The organism is Candidatus Binatia bacterium, from assembly GCA_023150935.1.
Classification (GTDB): Bacteria; Desulfobacterota; Binatia; order HRBIN30; family HRBIN30; genus JAKLJW01.
Map to the genome: position 1 here is coordinate 79611 of JAKLJW010000013.1, position 21440 is coordinate 101050.

Genomic DNA, 21440 nt, shown 5'->3' on the forward strand with positions numbered 1-21440 from the left:
TGGGCCGCCAGGCCGCCGCCGGGGCCTTGCCGCGCGTCGTCACCAGTCTAACGGCCCCTCCTCTTCCTCAAGGCGCCACGTTCCTCGCCAGGAATGCCGCCAGCGGCGCCAGTACGTTATTGTCGGAGGTGTCCTCGGCCGTCAGCACGTCCACATGCGCGAAGCCTTCGCTGAGGTGTACCTCGCAACCGCCGGCGACATTCCCGAAGGTCGGAAAGGCCTCGCTTGGTAACGTCGGATCGACCACCCGCGGGGTACCCCCCGAACAACTGGGCGCCGAGCACGGGCCGATGCTTTGCGCAAACGCCACAAAGCGCCCGGGCACCGTAACCAGTCCGTTCGTCGCCCCGAAGCCGATGACTGGAATGCCGATGCTCGCAGCCTGCGTCAGGTTCTCGATGTCGCGCCGTCCCCTGCCCACCGACAGCGCCGTCGAGTCGAGACTTATCGACTGCGAGCAATCCGTGTTCGCCGAACAGGTCGCCCCGACGTTGCCCACCGTGCAAGTGCCCGCCGTACACGTGCCCGACACACTGGTCGTCGACGGGCCGGCAGTCGGATAGTACCAGTCGGTGAAATTGCTTCCGCCGTCGTAGAAAGTCGTAAGAAAGCGATCGAAGCGCGTGACTTCCTTTTCCTGCCCCCAGCGGGCGCTCGTCACTGTCGTCGGGGCCGGTCCGTTGTTGGGAGTTGCCGTCGCCGGGAAGCCCCCCTCCGTCACGTCGAGCCACGTTTGCAATCCGCCTAGCGTCGGCCCCGGGGCACCCACCGACGTCGCCACGAAGGCCGCCACGCCGGCGATGAATCCGTCGTCGTCTACAAACCCACCCAATCCCCCCTGCACGGTCCCACTCGGGAGCACCGACAGTCCCCCCAGGTCGGGCACCACGGCAACGGCGTTATTGCCCGGCGCACCCTGGTCGACCTGCAGGATGATCCGTCCGCCGTCAGGATCGGTAGCCCCTTGAATCGCCACCGGCTCTACCGCCGCGAGTATGCGGGCGTTGAGAAGCGGGTTAACCGCGTACGCCGGCACCGGTTCTGTACACTTCGTCGACGGCAATCCCGCACAGTCCGTCGCCTCGGTCGCAATCGTGCAAGGAGTGGCGCCGTCAACGCAACGTGCGGCGCCGTCGCGAACTGCCCCAAACAGGCCCCCGTCGAACTTGGCTTCGATACGATCCAGCGTATCGGCGGTCAGGGGCGATCCCGCCGTCGATCCGCCCGTGCCCTCGATAAGCACCAGGCCCCGAAGACGAGCGTGGCCCGGGTCGGCGGGACCGATGCCGGACAAGTTGAAGTCCGTCGCCGCATATCGCGCCGCGAAACCCGTTCCCGCCGAGTGGCCTCCGAGGAAGATATTGCCGTTCGGCACGACTGCGGCAGCCGCGGTTACGACCGCGTCTATATCCCGCGTGAAGACGAGATTGGTCCAGTTGGCAAGGAAGGGAACATCGTCGGACGGATTGTAAAAGACCGCCCGCCGGTTCGGACCCGCCGCCAGGACCGGATGCAGTGTGAGACCCAGCTCGGCGCCGAACAACCAGTCGAGTGCGACATCGGCATCGAGCAATCCCTCAGCAAGATCGAGCCCGACGAGGTCCTCGAGCTGGTTGGTGCGGCGATCGAAGGCCCACACCTCCACTACCAGGCCGTGGTCTTCCAGGGCGCGAGGCAGAAGGTTCTCGGCCAGCAGCTTGAAATCGTTGGCACCACCCTCGAAACCTGGAACCAGAATCAGTATCGCTTCCGGCCCGAGCGCCGGGACGTCCCAGTGGAAACGCACGAAGCGCGCGTTGTTGAGGCTGAAGCTCGTGCCGCCGAACTGGGTGATCAGCCTGGGGTTGGTAACGGTAACGCCAGGAGAACCGGGCGTGTTCGGCGGTTGCGCGCCGCTCGGTATGTCCGTGGTCACACCCACCACCGGCGGACACGTGCAGTCCGGATTGCACAGGCCCGGACACGCGCCGAGCAAGCCTTCGCACTGTTCCACCGGCTGTTCCACGCTGCCATTGCCGCAGACCGCGCACTGGCAGTTGCCCAGACATTTCCCCGGGCAAGCGGCGTCGGCCGCGCCGTCGCACTGCTCGCGTCCGCTCTGAACCGTTCCGTTCCCGCAACTGCCGCAGGCCCCGGAATCAGCAGTGGTAATCAATAGATCTCCGTCCGAATCCGCCGCATCGATGCAAAAGTCGAAACTCGGGCAGGCAATCCGAGTCTCGTCCACCCGGCGCTGGACACACGCACCGGCCTTCTGGATACCGCAGGAAACGCGGCCCGATGCGGCACGCTTCCGCACACAGGCAACGAACTCGTTCCCGGGCGTGGACGGGTACCCGCACGTCGACTTGCGCACCATGCGACGCAATTCGGCGGCACATTGATGGCGCACTGCGGTCGCCGCCCTTTGGGCGCCAATCACCCCACGGGCACAGCGCAGATACGTTCCGCGGTCACCAGCGCCGGCACACGGACAGGCCGCCTCGATCGCGGCCCGCGCCGCGGCAACCTCCGCCGCGTCACCGGCTCCGGTAGCTCCGCTCACCGCCGAGCTCCCGGTCAGACATCGGTCCGCAGCGTACGCGGCCAACGGCGCGCCGATCCCTATCGACAGCACCATCGCCAGTACCGGTGCCCACGGCAGCGGTCTTACATCGGTCATGACTTTCTCCCTTCGGCAAACGCCACGACGGCTCGCCTTCCCACGCGGGCAACGAACGCACTCGGCTCTGCCGCCCGTCCTTCGATCAAATTACGGCTGACTGCTCTCGACCATACGGGGCAGACGCGGGTGGGTCAACGAGTTCGTCCAGCGTTTTCTGTAGCCGACAAGCCGCGGTGCGGGCTTTGCCTTCGAACCCGGCGACGCGCTATGCACAGCCGATGCCGGTTTCCATGCGGCGCCATGGAGGGACGTGATGGAGGCGAGGCCTGCCGACCCGAGCCTGGCGGGTTCGCTGCGCGCCCTCCGCGACGCTCTCGATCCGCTGTCACCCGGGCTCCCCGAAGCCGCGGCAGCAATCGATCTCCTGCAGCGCGACCTCCTGCCCCGCACGGCGGGGGGCGAACCTTACCTGGTGGTTGGCATCGTCGGACCCAACAACGCCGGCAAGTCCGCCCTGCTCAACGCCCTGGTCGGACGGGACGTCAGTCCGTCGCTGCCCGCCGGTGGGGTAACGCGCCGCCTCGTGGGCGCAGCACACCCGGACCTCCTTCGACGACTCACGACCGAGCCCGCACTGGCGCGCTTTCGCTTCCGGCCCGTCCCGCCGGGCGCAACGACAACCGTGGCAGATGTCGCGGTCGGAGCGGACCCGACGGAGCTGCTGGTGGCCACCGAACCGGGCCTGCCGCCGACCTTGCTCCCGATCGACGCCCCTGACTTCGACAGCATACTGGCGGACAACCGGCTGGTGAGCGAGTCGTTACTTGCCGTCGCCGACCTGATCGTCGCCGTCGTCACGCGACATTCCTATCAAAACCGCGAGGTGGTCCTGTTTCTCGAGCGCTGGCTGGCGCACGGGCGCCCCTGGCTGCTGGTCTACAACGAATCCATAGACGACGACGTCACCCGAGCCCATGCCGCCAAACTGGCTGCCGATCTCGGCACGGCGCCGCTCGCCCTGTTCGCGGCCGCGCACGACCTGGCCATCCAGCGTGGCACGGCCCGCCTTCACCCGGTGGAAATCGGTCTCGACCAGGCGAGCGGGACGCGACGCACCCTGCGCCAGTACCTTGGTGCGCTCGAAACCGTCGCCACCCTCAAGGCAAGTGCGTTTCGCGCGGCGCTGGAGCGACTGCACGAACGCGTCGGCGCGGTGGTTGCCGCCCTGACCGCCGGCACCCGCCGGGCTCAGGCACTTCTCGACGCCGCCGGCGAACACACTTTCGGCGCCGGCAGCCGCATTGCGGCCGCCGCCATGCCGGCGGGTCCCTTCATCGAAGCCTTTCGCGCCGTCCTCGATCGGCGCAGCAACCCTTTGAGCCGTTCGTGGCGCAACGGATTGCGCCAGTTGCGCCTTGCCGTCGAGAGCGTTCCGGCCTGGTTGCGCGGCACGCGGCACACGGGGACGGAAAACATGACGCAGGCTCTCGCCGCTTGCGAGCGTGAGGAGTTGCGGCGCGTCTGGCCGGGCTTCTGGGAGGAACTCGTACGCGATCTGGGTCCCGAGGCGCGGCACCCGGCTCGGCGGGGCCTCCCGGCCGCGGTCGGCGAGCTCCTCGACGCGGACCTTGCCGACGGACGGAGCGGCGCCGCCTGCACGCAGGCGGACGATGAACTGCTGACCGCGCCGGTCGACACCGCGGCCTTTCAGTCGGCGTGCGAGGGGCTCGTCGAAACCGCGATCGCGGAGCGCGGCTTCGATCTCGACATTCAGGTCGCGGCGGACATCGCAACCGTGCTGCCGCTGGCGCTGGCGGCAGCGGTTATCGTCAAGACCGGGGGCCTGGGCACCGACCTCGCCGCCGCCGGCGGCGGCGCTCTCAGCACGTTCGTCATGGAGAAGTACGCCCACGTGCTCGGTAGCGGCGTAATGGCCGATGCCCGCCGGCGTTGGGCCGAGATGCGCGGGCGTCAACTCTCCAACTTGATTGCGGCGGCCGCCCTCCCGGCAACCGTGCCGCGGCTACGCGCCGCCGCCGAGCGCGACGGCAAGACTGCCTTGCAGATCGAGGCCCTGGCGGCGCAGTGCAGACTGCAAGCTACAGAGGGAGTAGAAACGTGACCGATCTCGCCCCGCCGGCACTTCTCCCCACGCTGCGCGGTCTGCGCGACAGGGTTCACGCCGACGTCGATCGCGTAACCGGACTGCGGGCCGTCGTCGGCCGCCGCCCGGAGATCGACGACCTGCTCACCGACATCGATCGCCAGCTCGAACGGCTCGACGACGTGGCCGTGATTACACTGGTCGGGGCGACGGGAGCCGGGAAGTCCACTTTACTCAACGCGCTCGCCGGTCGGACCATCGCCGAAGAGGGTGTGGATCGACCGACGACGCGGCGGCCTACCATATACGCCCCCGCGGAAGCCGACGTCGGCAGGCTGCTCGCCGCGGCGGCAGCGGCTGCCCCGGAAATCGGTGTCGACCGTGTCGCTCAGATCGTGCGGCACCAGTCGCCGGGCCCGTGGGCTGCGCATGTGCTCGTGGACGCGCCCGACATCAACGGCCTCGACCGTTCACACCGTGCCGTCGTCAACGCGCTGGCCCAGCGCAGCGACGTCCTGCTGGTCGTGCTGCATCATCAATCGGTCGTCGAAGCCGCCGCCGTGTCGTTTCTCGACGCCTTCGCAGAGCGGCGGCGCATGGTGTTCATATTGAACCGCAGCGACGAGCTGACCCCGGAGGCACGCGCCGCACTGCTCGAACAGGTGCGGACCTTGGCCACTGCGCGCTTCGCCGTTCCGGAGGCCCAGGTCGTGGCTCTGAGCGCTAGAGACGCAAGAAACACGCCTGGCACAACGGAGTGGGTCGCCTTCCGCGCCGTTCTCGATCGACTGACGCGGGAACCGGCGGTGCGCACGGCACGACGACTCAATGCACTCGGAGGCGCCGCGCGGCTGGCGCGGGTCTTCGACGCCGCACGTGACGACGTCGCGCCGGATCTGGCGGCACTGCCGGACGAAGTCGCCGACGGGCTCGGCGCTATCGCCCGCCGCGCCGGGGACGAAGTCTCTGTCCGCGCCGAACTGCAACGCTCCGATCTCACCGCCCTGCTCTGCCTCGAAGTCGCCCGTCGCTGGGACGGGCCGGTCGGCTGGGCGCTGCGAACGGGAGGTCCGACCGCCCTCGGACTCGGCACGGCGGGACTCCTGTTGCGACGGCATCCCCTCGCTGCGGCGGGCGCAGCCGCGGGGGCCCTCGCCGCCGGGCGCGCCGACACGGCGCGCCGCAACGAAAGGCTGGCCGACGCGCGCCCACTGACCCCGGCGCCGCTGGACCTGGAAACCTGGTACATCGAGGCCCTGGCACCGGCGCGCCTGCGCAGCGCTCGGCTCACCGGCACCCCCAACGCCTTTGCCCTGCCGCCGCTGGCCACGGTCCGGAACCGCATAGCCGCGGCGGTCGAGCACGCGTGGACGCAGGTCGTAGACGTCAACCTTCCCACCCTGGCAGCGCACCCGGCGTGGCGCCTGGCGCGCTGGCCACTGGACGCACCGGTCTATGCGTTCCTGGCGTGGATGCTTTACCGGGTCGGCGCCGGGTTCGTCGCCGGCACGTACGCCGGCGTCGATTTTCTCCTGAACGCCGCTCTCCTTCTGGCCGCCTATCTGCTGGCCGTACGCGCGGGTACCCGCGCCGCGCTCGGCCGCCGGGCTGCCAGCCTCGCCAGGCACGTCGCCGGCCGGGCGCGCTCGGCGCTGGACGCCGACGCCGCACAGGCTCGCAGTGCCACGCGGGAGCGGGTCGGCGAGGCGAGAGCGGCCCTCGACCGGCTTTGCAGCTTACCCGAGCTCTGGCGGGCCGAACTCGGTAGCGGGTGAGCAAACGCGAAATAGATACACTTCGGACTGGACGTATCTGCCGAAAATATGGCAATGGATCGTCTGCGGGGGCGCGTGCGGTGCACGTCGCAGCCAGGCAAATTGAACGAGGGGAGGGGGTTTTTATGAGGCAGTTGCAGAACTTCGGACGAATCGTACGCAGGGTTGGGATGGGTGCGGCCGCCGCGGCCGCGCTGGCGTTCGCTCTGGCTGGCGGCGGTTGCGGCGGCGACGACGAACCGCCCGTCGACAACCAGTGCCTGGCCGAGTTCGAGGTCAGTCCCGAGACCTGCGAGCAGATGCAGGTCTTCCTGAACTGCGGCAAACGCAGTTGGACTGCACCTAACAACTGCAGTCTATCCAAGTGCGACTGCGCCACGGGTACGAACTGCAACTACGTTTTCGAGCTGGCCAACCAGAACGACTGCGGCGGCGTCTGGCTGACCTTAATGTGCCTCACGCAGAAATGGGAGCAGAACCAGGGCCGGCAGGATGGCACCTGCACCATGACGCAGTGCCTCTGTTTCACGCCGCCGCCGACTCCGGTGCCGACGCGGACCCCGACGCCGCAGCCCTGAACGGCGGCGCCCGCCGTTCGGCTCAGGCGGCCATCGGCGGGCGGGCCGGGACATCGCCGCAACGACTCGCGCGGGTGGTACGAACGGCGCACCTAGCGCGCGAGTCGATGTAGCGGCACGCCTGTACGACACCCGGGGCGGGCTCGCGAGCCCGCCCCTTCATCTGTGCCCCGGTCTTTACCCGCGTCTTGTCTTGCTGGACACGGAAGCAGTCACGCAACTCGATCGATCCGGTTCGCCCCTGATTTACAATCTCCGAGTTTGCGCGCACGGCGCGAAGAAGTCGGATGGGCATGGCCGATCGGGCCATGGGTTGCGGCCGACGGTCGGTCGGGCCGGGTATCTTGCTGCCTCTAGTCGGACTTGTCTTTGAACTGCTCGAACGAGTTCCTGGTCGCCGGACTGCTGAAACGACTTTCCCAGCACGCTCCGCCCGGTAAGTCGTTCACGAGTTGGACGACCACGCGGGGATCCTGCGCAAAGATGCTGCCGTTGGTCTGGGGCGGCAAGCCGAGCACTGGGCCACGGGCGGAGACCTGCAGGCGCGCTCGCCCCGCGGTGCCGGCCCGCATCAGCACTTTGTGCACCCCGTCCGGGGTCAGCGCCGCATCGGAGTATTTGAAGCCGTCGTCGCCGATCGCCCGCCAGCACAGGCGACCTCCGCAGTCGCCGCTCGCAGGGATCCGCAGAGTCATCCGCAACGCCTCCACACCCGCCGTCGTGTCGTAGACGCACACGGCATAGTTGGTAGCGGTCAATGGGTCGCCGAAATCCGCGACCGTCGTCGCCGTCCCCTTACTCCACTTCCACTTGAAGTGATCGCCCAGGGTGCCGCTGCGGTCCCTGACGAAGATGCTCCCCTTCTCCGCCGCGATCGACCCGCGGCAGTCACTGCGCGGCGTCGGTCCACAGAGTCCTGGCGGTGTCGCCGTTGCCGTCGGTGTCGGCGTTGCCGAAGGCGGTACCGGAGTCGGCGTCGCGGACGGCACGCCCGACACGGTTGGGGTCGCCGTCGGCACAGGGGGACCTTCCTCGGTCGGCGTCGCGGTTGCGCTCGGCGTGGCCGTCATCGCCGCGGTGGCCGTCGCGGTCGGTACCGGCGGCGCTCCGACCGCATCGGCGAAGACCTGCAACAGACCCGCTCCGTAGGCCACCGCCTCGGGATACAGAAGTCGCCCGTAAAGCCGCAACATCGTTTCGGCGGCCGTATTCGGGACCGCCTTGAAGACAACCGGCACCGGCTCGGCGGAATTGCCACCGGTGTTCTCCACGTACGCAAAGCCGCGCAACCGGCGTGCACCGCCGCGGCCGCTGTTGTCCTCGACCATGTTCTCGTCGACCACCCACCAGCCGTCATTGCAAAAGACGCCGTTGCCGTAGCAATCGAAGGTCCCGATGCGATCGACCTCCCACACGTCGTCGCCCCAGAAACCGCCGTCCTCCCAATGCAGAGAGGGAAACATGTCCTTGTACTCGCTCGCCGGCTGCGCGCCCTCGTCCTCGTCGATGTCCACCTGGTACAAGGTCATGTCGTAAGCGAGGCGGGCGATCTCTTTCACGAAACCCTCGGCGGTCAGCACCGCCGCATATTTCGGCGCCACGGCCGAATAATCGTAATCGAAGAAGTGGTTCGGACCCCAGCCTTCGAAGTCCTCGTCGTCGGTGGCGTGCTGGTCGTCGTGCACGTGGGCCGGCGAGGTCATGTCCTGAATGAAGTGCAGTGCCCGGCCCATGCGATGGAACGCCGCGTCGGTCCCGACGAGATTATTGTTGTTGTACTCGGTGAGCGCGGCGTTGAACTGGTCCTGACTGTTTTGCCATGCCGGGCCCGAGCCGAGGGCAAACCACGGCGCGCTGTCGGTTTCCGGGTTGTAGAAGTGCCCGAGCGACCGGGTAGCCGGAACGTCCTCGGCGTAAGACCCTTCGCCCACTTCGGTCAGGTAGGGCAGTAAGAACGGGTTATTGAGCCGGCGAACCGATTCCTCACCCATGCCCCGGTGCACGACCACGTTATCGTGGGCAAGTGCCGGGGCACTCGCACCGAGCATCGTTAACAACACCGCCGCGGCGGAGACGCGGACCGAAATCCGCCTGGCCTGCGCATGCAACGTCGTCACCTCACCGCCCTCCTCTGGTACGCAGCCTGACGACGGCGCGCTGCCCAGCCCGTCCGGAACGGCCGGCAAGCCGTTCCAAAGCGGCGTCCGCCTCGGGCCCCGGGGTGTCGGCCAGACGATCCATGGCCCAGTGCGCCACGATCCGGTCCGTTCCGCGGGCAAGCCGCTCGAAGGCTGCGGCCTGTGCCGCCGGGGTCTGCACGGCGGCATCCATCTGCGCCATGCCCATTGCGGCATAGCTCTTCCAGCGCCCGCGCGGGTCGGCGAGGATATCCGCGAGCCTGGCACGCGCGGTCGCGGTGCCAACGAAACCGAGGGCGTAAGTCGCGTTCTTCTGTGCCCGGGCATCATCGCCGTCGATGGCCGCGAGCAACACCGCTTCCGCCTCGGGGCTGCCCAGCATGGCCAGCGAACCCGCCGCGATAACTCTTACGGAAATGTCCGGATCGGTCAGACGGGAACGCACGATGACCTGGTCGGCGTCCGCGCCCACTTCGGCGAGCGCCGCCATGGCACGTTTCAAGACGGCCCGGTCGGCCGCACCGCGTACCAGCTCCCGCAAACGGGGTGCCGCCGCGGGGTCGCGGAGAATGCGCAGCGCGGTCACCGCGTGCGCCTGCACGGCCGGTTCGGCATCGTGGGTCGCAGCCAGCAGTGCCGGCAGGGACGCGCGGTCGCGCATCTCACCGAGGAGCCTGCAGGCCGCCGCGCGCGTCGGCGCGTCGCCAGCGACCACCGCCGCCCGCAAAGCCAGGGTGGCGTTGGCCCGATCGTCGAGCAGCGCCGCCATCAGCGCCAGACGCTCCGCCGGCACGGCCGACTGCCACGCCCCGAGGATCGCCGGGCCGTGCTTCGTGTCCACGGGCACCTGCCCCTGAGCGGCACCGGTCCCCAAAAGTCCGACCAGAACGAGCCCGACTGCCACCGGGCAGCGGGCCGACTGACTGCGCATCATCTCACACCTTCCCCCGACCGGTTTTCGCGGGCCCCGCCGGTCGCGGGCCCTTCACAGGCCCGGCGCAATTTTTCGTCGCCACCTCTCCGTACACGACGGAACAAACATCAGGTACTCTGTCAGCCCCCATGGCGTCAAGCAAGACCTATCGCGCGGAGGCACCTTGCGAGACCCGCGTCGGGCGTGTACCCGTGCCGGCATGGCCTCCGTCGACTCGTTCCCCCGGTTCGCCCCGACGCCCGAGACGGCGCCGTTCTGGGAGGGCGTTCGCAACCGCGTTCTGCGCCTGCCCCGGTGCCGTACCTGTAATGCGTATCACTTCTACCCGCGACCCCTGTGCCCGTATTGCTGGTCGCGCGATCTCGAGTGGGTGACCGTCGGGGGCCGCGGCCGGTTGCACAGCTTTGTGATCAACCAGCGGCCGCCGAAGCACGTCGGTCCCGGGCCGATCGTCCTGGCGATGGTCGAGCTCGACGAAGGACCTCGCCTGATGACGGAGCTAGTCGGGATCGACCCGGACCCGGCCCGGTTGCGCTGCGATATGCCGGTTGAAGTGGTCTTCGAGGCGGCCGGCGAGGGAGTGGTTCTACCGAAGTTCAGGCCACGAGGGGCGCGATGATTCGTGACAGTCAGGCCCTGCGCGGCACAGTGGCGATCGTCGGCGTCGCGGAGTCCGACGAACTCGGCAAGTTGCCGCACAAGTCGGCGTTGCAGTTACACCTGGAAGCCGCGGCCAACGCGATCGCCGATGCCGGCGTCGCCCGCGAGGACATCGACGCCGTGTTCACTTCCGGGCGCAACATGGCCTGCGACGTGCCGGAATACCTGGGTCTGCAGCCGCGGTTCGTCGGCGGCACGCAGGTCGGGGGCTGCTCCTTCCTGCTGCACGTCGAACACGCAATGGCGGCGATCGCCGCCGGTCTTTGCGAGGTAGCCCTGATCACGCACGGCGAAAGCGGGGCCTCGCGCGTCGGCATGCCGGCGATGCGCCGTGGCGACGATTCCGTCAACGCGCAGTTCGAGCTTCCGTACGGGCACGTGGGACCGGTGACCGGCTACGGCCTGATGGCAAGCCGGCACATGTACGAGTTCGGCACCACTCACGAGCAACTGGCCGAAGTCGCCGTGGCAACGCGCAAATGGGCGGCATTGAACCCCCGGGCACTCATGCGCGATCGGCTGACGATCGCCGAGGTACTGGCCTCGCGATGGGTGTCATGGCCGTTCCACCTGCTCGACTGTTGCCTGGTCACCGACGGTGGCGGCGCCGTCGTCATCACTGCGGCCGAACGGGCCGTCGACCTTCGCAAGCCTCCCGTCTACGTGCTCGGCACGGGAACATGCGCGACGCACCAGATGGTCAGTCAGATGCCGTCTTTTTCCCGCTGGATTGCGGCCGAGGTCGCCGGGGCCCGGGCCTTCCGCATGGCCGGCGTGAGCCATGCCGACATCGACGTTGCCGAACTGTACGACGCCTTCACGATCACGCCGATCCTCGCCCTCGAGGCCCTCGGCTTCTGCGAACGCGGCGAGGGTGGGCCCTTCGTCAGCGGACAGCGCACGGCACCGGGCGGCGAGTTCCCGATGAACACCAACGGCGGCGGCCTCTCGTACACCCACACGGGCATGTACGGTATTTTCACACTCATCGAGGCGGTGCACCAGTTACGCGGCGAGTGCGGGCCGCGCCAGGTTCCGGACGCCCGCATCGCCCTTTGCCACGGCACCGGCGGCATCTGGAGCGCCGCCGCGACGGCAATTCTGGCCCGGGAAAAGTAGGGCGACGGCCGCGCGGTCAACCGCCCGGCCCCTGCTCATTTATCGACCGCCTCGTTTCACGCGGGGAACAGCACGCTGACGCTCTCGCGCTGATGGATGCGCCGGATCGCTTCGGCGAACAGCGGGGCAACCGAGACCACCTCGATCTTGTCCGCAAAGCGCACCGGTTGCGTCTCGATCGAGTCCGTCACCAGCAAGCGCCGAATCGGGCTCGCATCGAGACGCTCCATCGACCCGGGCGCGAAAACCCCGTGGGTCACCATCGCATACACGGCGTCGGCCCCCCGTTCGACCAGCAGGGTCGCGGCGGAGGTCAGCGTGTGGGCCGAGATGGTGAAGTCGTCGACGATCACCGCCGTGCGTCCCTGTACGTCCCCGATGATTTCCAGTGCCTCGGCGCGCTCGTTGTGATTCCGGCGCTCCTTGTCGACGATGGCGATCGAGGTATCGAGGAACGCGGCGTACTTGCGGGCTTGCTTGGCGAAGCCGATATCGGGCGAGACAACCACGAGATCGGGGAGGGCCTTGGTCCGCAGCGCCGCACACAACACCGGCAGGCCGTAGAGGACGTCGACCGGCACTCGAAAGAACCCCTGGATCTGAGGCGCGTGCAGATCCAGCGTGACAACCCGGTCCGCCCCCGCCGCCTCGATGGCGTCGGCGCACACGCGCGCCCGGATCGACACGCGCGGCTCGTCTTTCTTGTCGCCCTTGGCGTAGCTGAAGTACGGCATGACGACGGTGACGGACTCGGCGCTGGCGCGCTTGAGTGCGTCGATCCAGAACAGCAGTTCCATGAAGTTGTCGTTGGTCGGAAAGACGGTCGACTGCACAATGAAAACCTCGCGCCCGCGCACGTTCTCCTTGACGTGCACGAAGAGGTTCCCTTCGGAAAAGCGGCGCAGCTCTCCGGCGGCAACCGCGACGCCGAGATCGGCGCATATCCGACCCGTCAACCGCGGGCTGGCACTGCCGGCAAACACGAGCATTTCGCCCTCGTTCACGACGCCGCCTCGGCCGCGCTCAGTCCGTAAGGGCGCACCGCGGCCCCGCGCCTGCCCAGGGACTCCATGAAATCGGTCTCCAGCGCAAACGGCGCTCCGGGCACCAGCACGGTGTCGTGCCGCCACGCCGCGTCGTCGCGCTTCGGATGGTCGATGTTGTAGTGCAAGCCGCGGCTTTCCTTGCGCGTGATCGCCGACTTGACGATCAGCTCGGCGACCAGGGCGATATTGCGCAGTTCGATCAGATCGCCGGTGATGAGGAAGTCCCAGTAGTAGTCGCGGATCTCCTCCTGCAGGAGGGTGATGCGCGTCAGCGCGCGCGCCAGCCGCCGATTCGACCGCACGATGCCGACGTAGTTCCACATAACGCGCCGGATCTCGTCCCAGTTCTGCGATACGACCACGGACTCGTCGCTGTCGACGGCCTGGCCGGGGTTCCACGGTGGCAGCGTCGGCGGCAGGGTGCGTTCGGCGGCGAGCAGGGCAACGGCGGCGGCCGCGGCGCGGTGGCCGAAAACGACCGCTTCGAGGAGCGAGTTGGACGCCAGGCGGTTGGCGCCGTGCAGGCCGGTCATCGCCACCTCGCCGGCGGCGAACAGACGGCGTACTGCCGTTGCGCCCCGGGCGTCGGTAACGGCGCCGCCGCAGCAGTAATGCGCCGCCGGCACGACGGGAATGGGCTGGCGGGTGATGTCGATGCCGTAGGTAAGGCAGCGTTCGTATATGTGCGGGAAGCGCTGCCGGACGAAGTCGGCGCCGCGGTGCGTGATGTCGAGGTAGACGTGCTCGTAGCCGTGCACCTTCATCTCGTTGTCGATGGCCCGGGCGACGATATCGCGCGGCGCCAACTCGGCATCGGGATGATAGCGGCGCATGAACGGCTCGCCTTCCGGACGGCGCAAGACGGCGCCCTCGCCGCGCATGGCCTCGGTAACCAGGAACGACTTCGCCTGTGGGTGGAAGAGGCAAGTCGGGTGGAACTGGATGAACTCCATGTTGGCAACCGGGACGCCGGCGCGGTAGGCCATGGCGATGCCGTCGCCGGAGGCAATGTCGGGGTTGCTGGTGTACAGGTAGACTTTGCCCGCACCGCCGGTCGCCAGCAGGGTCGCGCGCGCCGACATCGTGACTACCTGTCCGGTTTCCACGTCGAGGAGGTAGGCCCCCCAGCAAGTCGGCGTGGCGATCGCCGGATCGAGCCTGGCATCGACGATCAGATCGACGGCGAGATGGCGTTCGCGCACTGCGATGTTCGGCTCGCGGCGCACGGCCTCGGCAAGGGCGCGCATTATCTCCGAACCGGTGACGTCGGAAGCGTGCAGGACGCGGCGGTAGCTATGGCCGCCTTCGCGGCCGAGGTCGTAACCGCCTTCACCGGCGGCATCGTCAGAGCCGGGGCGCAGCGAAAACCTGGTGCCCAGAGCGATCAGGTCGCGGATGCGGTCCGGCCCCTCGCGAACAACGAGGTCGACAACGTCGGAGTGGCAGAGGTCGGCACCGGCGCGCATCGTATCGCGGCCGTGCGCGTCGAACGAGTCCTCCGGGCTCCACACCGCCGCGATGCCGCCCTGAGCGTACTGGGTGGCGCTTTCGAGAAGCCGGTCCTTGGTGACCACGGTGACCCGGCCGTGTCGCGCCGCCTGCAGGGCGAAGGTCAACCCGGCAAGCCCACTGCCGATGACGAGGAAATCGCTCTCCATGCTTTTTGTCGCATAGCACAGGCCTGCGCAGGCTCGCCACGCAGCGAAATACGAATTGACGAACCGCGCCATCCACAGTAGCGTGCGCAACGATGCCGGTGCGGAGAGTCTGGCAAGCGGTTGCCGTACTTGCGTTGCTCGCGTCGGGCGTGGCGGCCCGCGCCGACGTGTATATGTACAAGGACCGGCGCGGGGTCCTGCATTTCACGAACGTGCCGAGCGACCCGCGCTACAACTACTACATGCCCGAGGTTTCCTCCTGGAACGCGGTACGAACCTGGCGGGCGTGGGGCTCGGGGCGCCTCGGGCGCATTGACGGAGCACGCCGCCGGGCCTTCGACGGTATCATTCACGAGGTTTCGAAACGGCACGGAGTCGACACGGCGCTCGTCAAGGCGGTGATTCGTGCGGAGTCGGATTTCTCCCCCCACGCGGTATCGCCGAAGGGGGCACGAGGGCTGATGCAGCTCATGCCGGGCACGGCGCGGATGCACAACGTCTGGCGCAGCTTCGAACCCCGGCAGAACGTCGAGGGCGGAGTCAGGCACCTGCGCTACCTGCTCGATCGCTATGGCGGCAATTTGCGGCTGGCGCTGGCGGCCTACAATGCCGGCGAGGGCGCGGTGGACCGCAACGGCGGCGTGCCGCCCTATCCGGAAACGTGGCAGTACCTGAGCCGTGTCCTGCGTTTCCGCGACCTTTATTTGCGCGAGCAATGGCACGCGGGCGGCTAGTGCCGCCGACGATTTCGGACGTGCGCCCGCCGACGCAGACCCCTGTGGTATCGTTTGTCGGCCTGGCCAACCTGCCGAATCTGCTCACGGTCATCCGTATTCTCCTCATCCCGCTGCTGGTGGTGCTGCTGATGCACCCGGGGCGCGCGGCGAGTCTGGCGGCGGCGGCAACCTTCTTCGTGGCCTGCTGGTCCGACTTCTTCGACGGTTACCTGGCGCGACGCTGGAACATCACAACGACGTTCGGCAAGCTGCTCGACCCGATGGCGGACAAGCTGCTGGTGGCGGCGGCGCTAGTCATGCTCGTCGGTATGGATCGGCAGCCGGCGGTTCCGGCATGGATGGTGGTGGTGATCGTCGGCCGGGAGATCGCGGTAACCGGCCTGCGTGCCATCGCGGTCGGCGAGGGAGTGGTGCTGGCGGCGGAGGAGCTGGGCAAGTACAAGACGGTCTTCCAGATGCTGGCGGTGCACGGGTTGCTGCTGCACTACGACTTCCTCGGCATCGATTTCTACGCCGCGGGCATGTACTTCCTGTGGTTCTCGCTGGCGATCGGCCTGTGGTCGGGCATCGACTACCACGTCAAGGTGATTCGGCAGATGGTGCGCGGGTGAGGTGCGTTCGAGGTGTCAGGGTGTTACGCGCTCAAGCGAAGGCCGGAACAGCCCGGGGGCGTCCCCTGCCCTTGCCCGCCGTGCTTCTTGCGCCAGCCGCGGTCGCGTGGTACCTCACCAGTCCCCCCGGCGATACGCGCCCTTAGCTCAGGTGGATAGAGCGCTTGGCTACGAACCAAGAGGTCGCATGTTCGAATCATGCAGGGCGCGCTCGATTTTCAATCACAGGTCGCCGCCCCCCCCCGGATGCGGGACGCGACGTTGTGTGTCAGTCGCGGCGGCGCTCCTTCGAGCGCCGCCGGCCAGCCCTGGAGGAAGGGCGGCAAGAGGCCGGCCGCGAACTTCCGTTCCGCCGATATCGCAGCCAGAGCCTTCTAGCGGCCGAGGACAGTCCAGCCGAGCGAACGCGCCGCCTGTGCCTGGCGGAGGTCGTACGTGACGAACGGCAGCGCCGAGCCCCCGGCGCGCTCGGCTGCGGCGAGGTGCAGCGCATCGAGCGTGCGGACCTGGAGCGTCTCTGCCATCTCGCCGGCCCGCCGGCACGTCGTGTCGTCGAGCTCGATGACGTGGAAGCGCAACCAGTCGGCGGCGAAGGTCTTCTTCATGCGCGTGCGGTCGGAACCGGCGAGTAACCTGGCAAGATTGCGGACGACCTCCACCCAGGTGTGTCGGGCCGTGATCCAAGAGGGGTCGCCCAGCAGAATGCGCTCGCAGGCGTCGCTCTCGTCCTCGCTGATGTAACGCTTGAGCAAGGCGCTCGTGTCGACGTACAGGCTCACTCCCCACGGTCCTCGGCCAGCACGTCGTCGGTTCGCACCGCTGCGCGGGCGCGGCGCACGTGCCCCGCGCGGGCACGTGACGTGGGCGCCGCGATCCAGCCCTCGGCAAGACCCCGGTCGAGGCGAACGGCACCGGGGACCGGCCCGAGGATCGCCTTGGGGAGGCCGCGATCGGTCACCCGAATCGTCTCACCGCGGGCGGCGCGCTCGAGATAGGCGGAGAGGTTCTGTTTGAGTTCCCGTACCCCGACGTCCATGTGGCCACATTATCTTCCTCACGTGGATACTTCAAGCCGTGGATTTCTCCGGTGAGGTTTGAGGTGGAAGGCGCGGCGCCCAGGGCGATACACTGAGAAATCGCGGTGGTCGAGCGTGAAGACGACGGTCGTGCGCAAGTGCTCGGCCAACACAACCACAGTGGCGTCCGCGAAGTCCATTGGGAGATCCGCGTAACGTTCCATCAGTGCCGCCGCCCGCGACACCTGGGCGCCGCCGAACTCAGCGATCTCGACAGCGCCGCTCGCCACAAAGGCGAGCAGTGCGCGCTGCGCGGGCCCGGAAAATCCCAGCAAGTAGACCGCCTCGGTCACCACCGCCAAGGACGTCACCCGCCGGCATCGCCGTAACTGTGCGGAACCCCGCGATGGCATCGACGTAACGGCTCAGAGTGCGCAGGCGGTCGGATATCTTCATCGCGAGCATCGCGTCGACGAGGCTATCGTCCACGGAGCCGTTGAACGCGACGAGTTCGGGAATTTCGGCAGGGACGGGCTCCACCGCAGGACCTTGCCGCTCGCTCACTTCTTTCGAATCGCCGTCCACGACTGCACTTTTTCACGGTCCGACGACCATCACAAGGACGACGTCATCGCATCGATCCGTTGCCCGGTGTACCCGACCGACGGACTCGATGGCTGCTCGGTGGACCTCAAGCCGCGCGCGGCCGAAGTTCATGCCGTTATCGATTCCGATGCCGATTCCGACCACGACCCAATCGCCCAGGCCGAACAGGCGTTATGGAAAGCGTCGGATTATGTAGAGCTGCCACGCGGGCTTCCCTGCCCTGTATCCCGACGACGAGATCGCTGTTCCTGCAAGAAGCCGGCTCCATGAGCCCCGCGCTCGCGCGGTCCGTGAGCAAGCGAAGGCGAGGGACACGCTCAATGCATACGCGGAGTTCATGCGAGGGGATGATCGCGTCGCTATTTGGCAGGTGCGAACACCGACAGATCCGTGGCGTCGCTCGCTTCCCGCGCGGCGAAACGATAAAGCGCCCGTCGCGCTGCCTCGCGATCGGTCCCCAATGACGCAAAAGCCGCGTCGAGCGCCGCACTACGCAGAGCCAGCATCGCAGCCAACACGTGGCTTTCCTCCACCACCGCGCTCGCATCCAGCTCCGCCTGCGTTCGCGCTCCGGCCAGCACCTCCAGATAATGCCGACTGGGTGGTGCGCCGGCGGACCCCCGCGGGAGCCCCGCCCGCAGGCTTTCGATCGCCGCCGTCGCATCGCCGGCGAGCCCGAGCACGCGACACGCCAAGCCGTCCGCATCGGCGAGCAACCCGATCAGCAGCGGCACCGTCGCCAGCCTGGTCTCCGCAGCCAGCGCCAGCGCCCGTGCCCGCGCCATCGCCCCGGCCACCGCCGCGCTCCATGGCGGCTCGCGCCGCAACGATACCGACCGCACACCGTCGCCGCGCGCGGCGGCTACGTCAATCGCACTGACCAGGGCATGCTCGCGCAGGCACCGTCTCGCCGCCTCGCCCGCTCCCGCCACCGTTGCGCGGCATGACGGATCGCGTGTACACCCGGTCGGATCGAACCATATCGCCCGCCGTAGCAGACGCCCTGCATCGTCGACTAGCGGCTCCAGACGCGTCCCCGGTCGCTCCCAACACCCCACGAGCGCATGCCACGTCCGGCCCAGATCGACGAGCGCAATCAGAGGCTGAACCCCAAGGTACTCGAGGCAGCCGGCCATCAGCACGGCGAGATCAACGCACGTCCCCTCCCCTTGCCGGCTCGCCACATCGACCAGCACTTGGTCCGGCAACCGTAACCGCTGACTCACCATCCCCGTGCCCGGCAGCTCGCCGCGGTAGTCCAGATGCCAGTCATCGGCAAGATACCGATACACGGCGGCTAATACATCGCCGGGCGGCATCGCGGCCGGACACCCCGCCGTGGCTGCCCGCGCCACCTGCCCCACCAGCGGGTGGTGCGGCAAGACGAACGCCGCCAGAGCGATGCGGTGCTCCGGAGCCCGCGACCACGCATCGTGAGACAGAAGCCATAATCCGGCATCGTCGCGACGCACCAGCTCGCCGTCCACGCCGACGGTCACCGCCTGCCACGCGGGTGTACCCTGAACGGCCAGCGCACCGACTGCGATATCCAGCGGCGGGATCGGCAGCAACCGCCCCTCGCCGGGATCCAGCGGCGGAATGGCCGCCTCGCAACCGCCAACCGCCCCCAACCCGATCTCCAACCGCGCCTCCGACGTGCGGCAGTCCCCCACGTTCGTCACGTAAAGCCGGTTCACCGCCGCACCTTTGGCGCAAAGAACCGCCTCGTTCAGCGCCGGGCTCAGACCGACGTCGATTGCGAACCGGCAGGCGAGGAACCGGAACCAGTGCGGCGCAAACAGAGCGAGGGTCGTCCTGCCCAGAACGACAGGGACGCCCGGTTCGCACCAGAGTGGCACGTCTCCCGCCAGCCGCACGTGACCGAGCATCGTCCCGTACCGGCTCCCGAGATCCTGCAACCACCACCGCCGATCCGCAAACCGCAAAAGCGCGTGCCGGCGCGAAACCCGCCGATCCGGCGAAAGATCGACGTCCACCGCGCCGTCCGGCGAAGCGCGACCGACGACCGTTTCCCGATCGACGCGCAACGGCCATTCCGCACCCGCGCGCGCGCCACGCAGGCAGACGAGGCGGAAGGGGCTGGCGGTTTGACTCTTAAGGTTGGAGGATCGCACGCTGTCGAAGAACGCGTCCAAGATGCTTTCGAAACCTCGGCACGGACGAAACGCAGCTACCCCTCCGTTGGTTCCAGAGCTTCCATCGGCTCCAGAGCCACCACGTAGTCCCCGGGAGGCAGATCCTCGAACCGCGCCACCGCATACGACGTGTCCGGTTGACGCTCGAGCGCGGCCACCCGCACCGCCGGCACAGCCGCAGCGGAATCGACGAGTAGCACGATGGGCAACGGCGCCCCCGGCGGCGCATCGTCAACGCGAACCGCGATCTCGCCCTCGTCGCCGCCGATCACCGCGACCCGCGCCCGCAGCCCACCTGCCGACACCGGCGTCGTTAGCACAGCGGAGTCCGTCGTCTCGTCGGTTGCGCCGCGGACGGGAACCGCCTGCGGCTCCGGACTGAAATGCCAGTCGCTCCCGGGTCGCGACAGCGCATCGAGACCGACGGCGAGAACCCTCCCCGCCGCGGCCGTGCCCTCGATGACGACGCGTGCCGCGGCCTCCGCCGCATCCGACCAACGGCGGTGCCAGCGCTCGAGCCGGCCGGACCACGCCGTACCCGGCTGTGCCGCGGTATCCGCGAGCGCCCGCGCAAACACTGCCCGCAACTGGGCTCGTCCGTGTTTGCCGGCGGTCCACCCGCCAACGACGATTTCTCCCGCGTATACCTGCCGGGCCAGGCGCGTACACTCGGCACACTCCGCAATATGCTCTTCCACAGCGCGCTCCCGCTGGTCAGCCAGGCGCGCCTCGAAGAGGTCGAGCAAGTCGTCTAGCGACGCGTGGAATGGGGGATCGGTCACCGCCGTACCCTCCGCTGCGACTTCGTGGGTTAGCTTCTCCGCGGTCCAATGATAATCGAGTCACTCGCCATTGGCACTAAGCCATTCGAACAGGTTACCGTGACCGTCGCGTACAGTCTCGGCGATCACCGACCGTTGCACAGAGTGCCACCAGTGAACTATCGCCGCCTCCGGGTCGCGCACCGCGGCGGCAGAAAAATACTCGCGCAGCGCGGTTGTCTCCACGACACGGTCCAGCAGCGCCGCACACAGGGCGCGCGTGCGCGGGTCGCGCACGACCTCCCCCAGCGTACGGCTCAGTTTGTTCCGCAGCGGCGCAAACGCCTGATGTACGGCGGGCACCGCCGTGGCGGCCGCATACTCCCGCTCCAAACGCGCGGCGAGCACGCCCATGGGCAAGTCGGCAAGCTCGGACACCACGTCACCCGGCTTCCAACCCAGCTTGTTGAAACCGAAGACGATCACTTCGTGAGGCGGCCGCGCACACCGCGCGACACGGGACAGCAACTCGGCGAATGCCGCCGCGCACTGCACCGCGTGCTCCACCCCACCCCGACTGCCGCCCACCGTAGGACCGACCATCGTCCCCGACACCATCGTCGCATTCGTCGAGGCGTCGGGGTCGCCGAGCGTTACCGGCACGCGCTCCTCGGCGCGATGTTTCCGTTCGACGCTCAGCGCTGTGCCGTGACGTTTGAAGACGAAGTCGGCCCAGATGCGCGTAAACGTCCAGAACCCGCCACGGTGAGGATCGAAGGTGTCGGCGCGTCGCCACACCTCAATCCAGGTCTCCTGGGCAAGGTCCCGAGCGACACTGTCGTCGCGCACACGCCCGAGGAAATACCCGTAGAGCCGTTGTTGGTGGGTCGCGATCAGATCGCCGACCGCCTCACCCTGCGGCACCATCCAATTCCC

General features: G+C 68.0%; 18 protein-coding genes and 1 tRNA gene. 8 read left to right on the plus strand and 11 right to left on the minus strand.

Features of this window, described 5'->3' with window-relative positions; all coding sequences use genetic code 11:
• Positions 1-67: 67 nt before the first annotated feature.
• The gene (locus L6Q96_10050) at positions 68-2662 is read right to left on the minus strand and encodes a hypothetical protein (GenBank protein ID MCK6554906.1); all 2595 of its coding nucleotides are present in this window, start codon (positions 2660-2662) and stop codon (positions 68-70) included.
• A 256-nt stretch (positions 2663-2918) separates the two neighbouring features.
• Here L6Q96_10050 and L6Q96_10055 point away from each other — a divergent pair, with 256 nt between their 5' ends.
• The 3 genes from L6Q96_10055 (at position 2919) to L6Q96_10065 (ending at position 7062) form a co-directional block, all read left to right on the plus strand.
• Positions 2919-4727: a dynamin family protein gene (locus L6Q96_10055; protein ID MCK6554907.1), complete on the plus strand. Its 1809-nt coding sequence runs from the start codon at positions 2919-2921 to the stop codon at positions 4725-4727.
• Positions 4724-6484, plus strand: a complete 1761-nt coding sequence (locus L6Q96_10060) for a dynamin family protein (protein ID MCK6554908.1) — start codon at positions 4724-4726, stop codon at positions 6482-6484. The genes L6Q96_10055 and L6Q96_10060 overlap by 4 nt, the downstream gene beginning before the upstream one ends.
• A 125-nt stretch (positions 6485-6609) precedes the next feature.
• Positions 6610-7062 carry a hypothetical protein gene (locus L6Q96_10065; GenBank protein MCK6554909.1) on the plus strand — a complete coding sequence of 151 codons (453 nt, stop codon included), beginning with the start codon at positions 6610-6612 and terminating at the stop codon, positions 7060-7062.
• Between the two features lie 353 nt (positions 7063-7415).
• Here L6Q96_10065 and L6Q96_10070 read toward each other — a convergent pair whose 3' ends face one another.
• Positions 7416-9179, minus strand: a complete 1764-nt coding sequence (locus L6Q96_10070; GenBank protein ID MCK6554910.1) for a hypothetical protein — start codon at positions 9177-9179, stop codon at positions 7416-7418.
• 1 nt (position 9180) lies between these two features.
• A complete protein-coding gene (locus tag L6Q96_10075) occupies positions 9181-10134 on the minus strand; it encodes a HEAT repeat domain-containing protein (GenBank protein MCK6554911.1) in 954 nt (317 codons plus the stop codon).
• 199 nt (positions 10135-10333) lie between these two features.
• Between L6Q96_10075 and L6Q96_10080 the strand changes: the two genes are divergently transcribed.
• Positions 10334-10753: an OB-fold domain-containing protein gene (locus L6Q96_10080; protein MCK6554912.1), complete on the plus strand. Its 420-nt coding sequence runs from the start codon at positions 10334-10336 to the stop codon at positions 10751-10753.
• A complete protein-coding gene (locus L6Q96_10085) occupies positions 10750-11913 on the plus strand; it encodes an acetyl-CoA acetyltransferase (protein MCK6554913.1) in 1164 nt (387 codons plus the stop codon). The genes L6Q96_10080 and L6Q96_10085 overlap by 4 nt, the downstream gene beginning before the upstream one ends.
• A gap of 56 nt (positions 11914-11969) precedes the next feature.
• Here L6Q96_10085 and L6Q96_10090 read toward each other — a convergent pair whose 3' ends face one another.
• Positions 11970-12917, minus strand: coding sequence for a ribose-phosphate pyrophosphokinase (locus tag L6Q96_10090; protein ID MCK6554914.1), 948 nt, complete (start codon positions 12915-12917; stop codon positions 11970-11972).
• Positions 12914-14617: an L-aspartate oxidase gene (nadB, locus tag L6Q96_10095; GenBank protein MCK6554915.1), complete on the minus strand. Its 1704-nt coding sequence runs from the start codon at positions 14615-14617 to the stop codon at positions 12914-12916. The genes L6Q96_10090 and nadB overlap by 4 nt, the downstream gene beginning before the upstream one ends.
• Before the next feature lie 92 nt (positions 14618-14709).
• On the opposite strand from nadB, the gene L6Q96_10100 reads away from it, so the two are divergent.
• The 3 genes from L6Q96_10100 (at position 14710) to L6Q96_10110 (ending at position 16175) form a co-directional block, all read left to right on the plus strand.
• Positions 14710-15351 (plus strand): lytic transglycosylase domain-containing protein, encoded by a 642-nt coding sequence (locus tag L6Q96_10100; protein ID MCK6554916.1) that lies wholly within the window; start codon positions 14710-14712, stop codon positions 15349-15351.
• A 20-nt stretch (positions 15352-15371) separates the two neighbouring features.
• Positions 15372-15965, plus strand: a complete 594-nt coding sequence (gene pgsA, locus L6Q96_10105) for a CDP-diacylglycerol--glycerol-3-phosphate 3-phosphatidyltransferase (protein MCK6554917.1) — start codon at positions 15372-15374, stop codon at positions 15963-15965.
• Positions 15966-16101: 136 nt separating this feature from the next.
• Positions 16102-16175 (plus strand) — tRNA-Arg (locus L6Q96_10110).
• A gap of 164 nt (positions 16176-16339) precedes the next feature.
• On the opposite strand, the gene L6Q96_10115 is transcribed toward L6Q96_10110, so the two are convergent.
• The 6 genes from L6Q96_10115 to L6Q96_10140 all read right to left on the minus strand — a co-directional run bounded on the left by L6Q96_10115 (position 16340) and on the right by L6Q96_10140 (position 21431).
• On the minus strand, positions 16340-16744 hold the full coding sequence (locus L6Q96_10115; protein ID MCK6554918.1) for a type II toxin-antitoxin system VapC family toxin: 405 nt from the start codon (positions 16742-16744) through the stop codon (positions 16340-16342).
• Positions 16741-17001: a type II toxin-antitoxin system prevent-host-death family antitoxin gene (locus L6Q96_10120; GenBank protein MCK6554919.1), complete on the minus strand. Its 261-nt coding sequence runs from the start codon at positions 16999-17001 to the stop codon at positions 16741-16743. Before L6Q96_10120 ends, L6Q96_10115 begins: the two co-directional genes overlap by 4 nt.
• A gap of 18 nt (positions 17002-17019) precedes the next feature.
• The gene (locus tag L6Q96_10125) at positions 17020-17352 is read right to left on the minus strand and encodes a PIN domain-containing protein (GenBank protein ID MCK6554920.1); all 333 of its coding nucleotides are present in this window, start codon (positions 17350-17352) and stop codon (positions 17020-17022) included.
• Positions 17353-17946: 594 nt separating this feature from the next.
• A complete protein-coding gene (locus tag L6Q96_10130; GenBank protein ID MCK6554921.1) occupies positions 17947-19743 on the minus strand; it encodes an FHA domain-containing protein in 1797 nt (598 codons plus the stop codon).
• A 35-nt stretch (positions 19744-19778) separates the two neighbouring features.
• Positions 19779-20525 (minus strand): hypothetical protein, encoded by a 747-nt coding sequence (locus tag L6Q96_10135; GenBank protein MCK6554922.1) that lies wholly within the window; start codon positions 20523-20525, stop codon positions 19779-19781.
• A 60-nt stretch (positions 20526-20585) separates the two neighbouring features.
• Positions 20586-21431, minus strand: coding sequence for a sigma-70 family RNA polymerase sigma factor (locus tag L6Q96_10140; protein MCK6554923.1), 846 nt, complete (start codon positions 21429-21431; stop codon positions 20586-20588).
• Positions 21432-21440: the final 9 nt, after the last annotated feature.

Bases quoted from the DNA above. Each gene is read 5' to 3' on its own strand.
- L6Q96_10050 (MCK6554906.1), bottom strand. From the start codon at position 2,662: ATGACCGATGTAAGACCGCTGCCGTGGGCACCGGTACTGGCGATGGTG.
- L6Q96_10055 (MCK6554907.1), top strand. From the start codon at position 2,919: ATGGAGGCGAGGCCTGCCGACCCGAGCCTGGCGGGTTCGCTGCGCGCC.
- L6Q96_10065 (MCK6554909.1), top strand. From the start codon at position 6,610: ATGAGGCAGTTGCAGAACTTCGGACGAATCGTACGCAGGGTTGGGATG.
- L6Q96_10075 (MCK6554911.1), bottom strand. From the start codon at position 10,134: ATGATGCGCAGTCAGTCGGCCCGCTGCCCGGTGGCAGTCGGGCTCGTT.
- L6Q96_10080 (MCK6554912.1), top strand. From the start codon at position 10,334: ATGGCCTCCGTCGACTCGTTCCCCCGGTTCGCCCCGACGCCCGAGACG.
- L6Q96_10085 (MCK6554913.1), top strand. From the start codon at position 10,750: ATGATTCGTGACAGTCAGGCCCTGCGCGGCACAGTGGCGATCGTCGGC.
- nadB (MCK6554915.1), bottom strand. From the start codon at position 14,617: ATGGAGAGCGATTTCCTCGTCATCGGCAGTGGGCTTGCCGGGTTGACC.
- L6Q96_10100 (MCK6554916.1), top strand. From the start codon at position 14,710: ATGCCGGTGCGGAGAGTCTGGCAAGCGGTTGCCGTACTTGCGTTGCTC.
- L6Q96_10120 (MCK6554919.1), bottom strand. From the start codon at position 17,001: ATGGACGTCGGGGTACGGGAACTCAAACAGAACCTCTCCGCCTATCTC.
- L6Q96_10140 (MCK6554923.1), bottom strand. From the start codon at position 21,431: ATGGTGCCGCAGGGTGAGGCGGTCGGCGATCTGATCGCGACCCACCAA.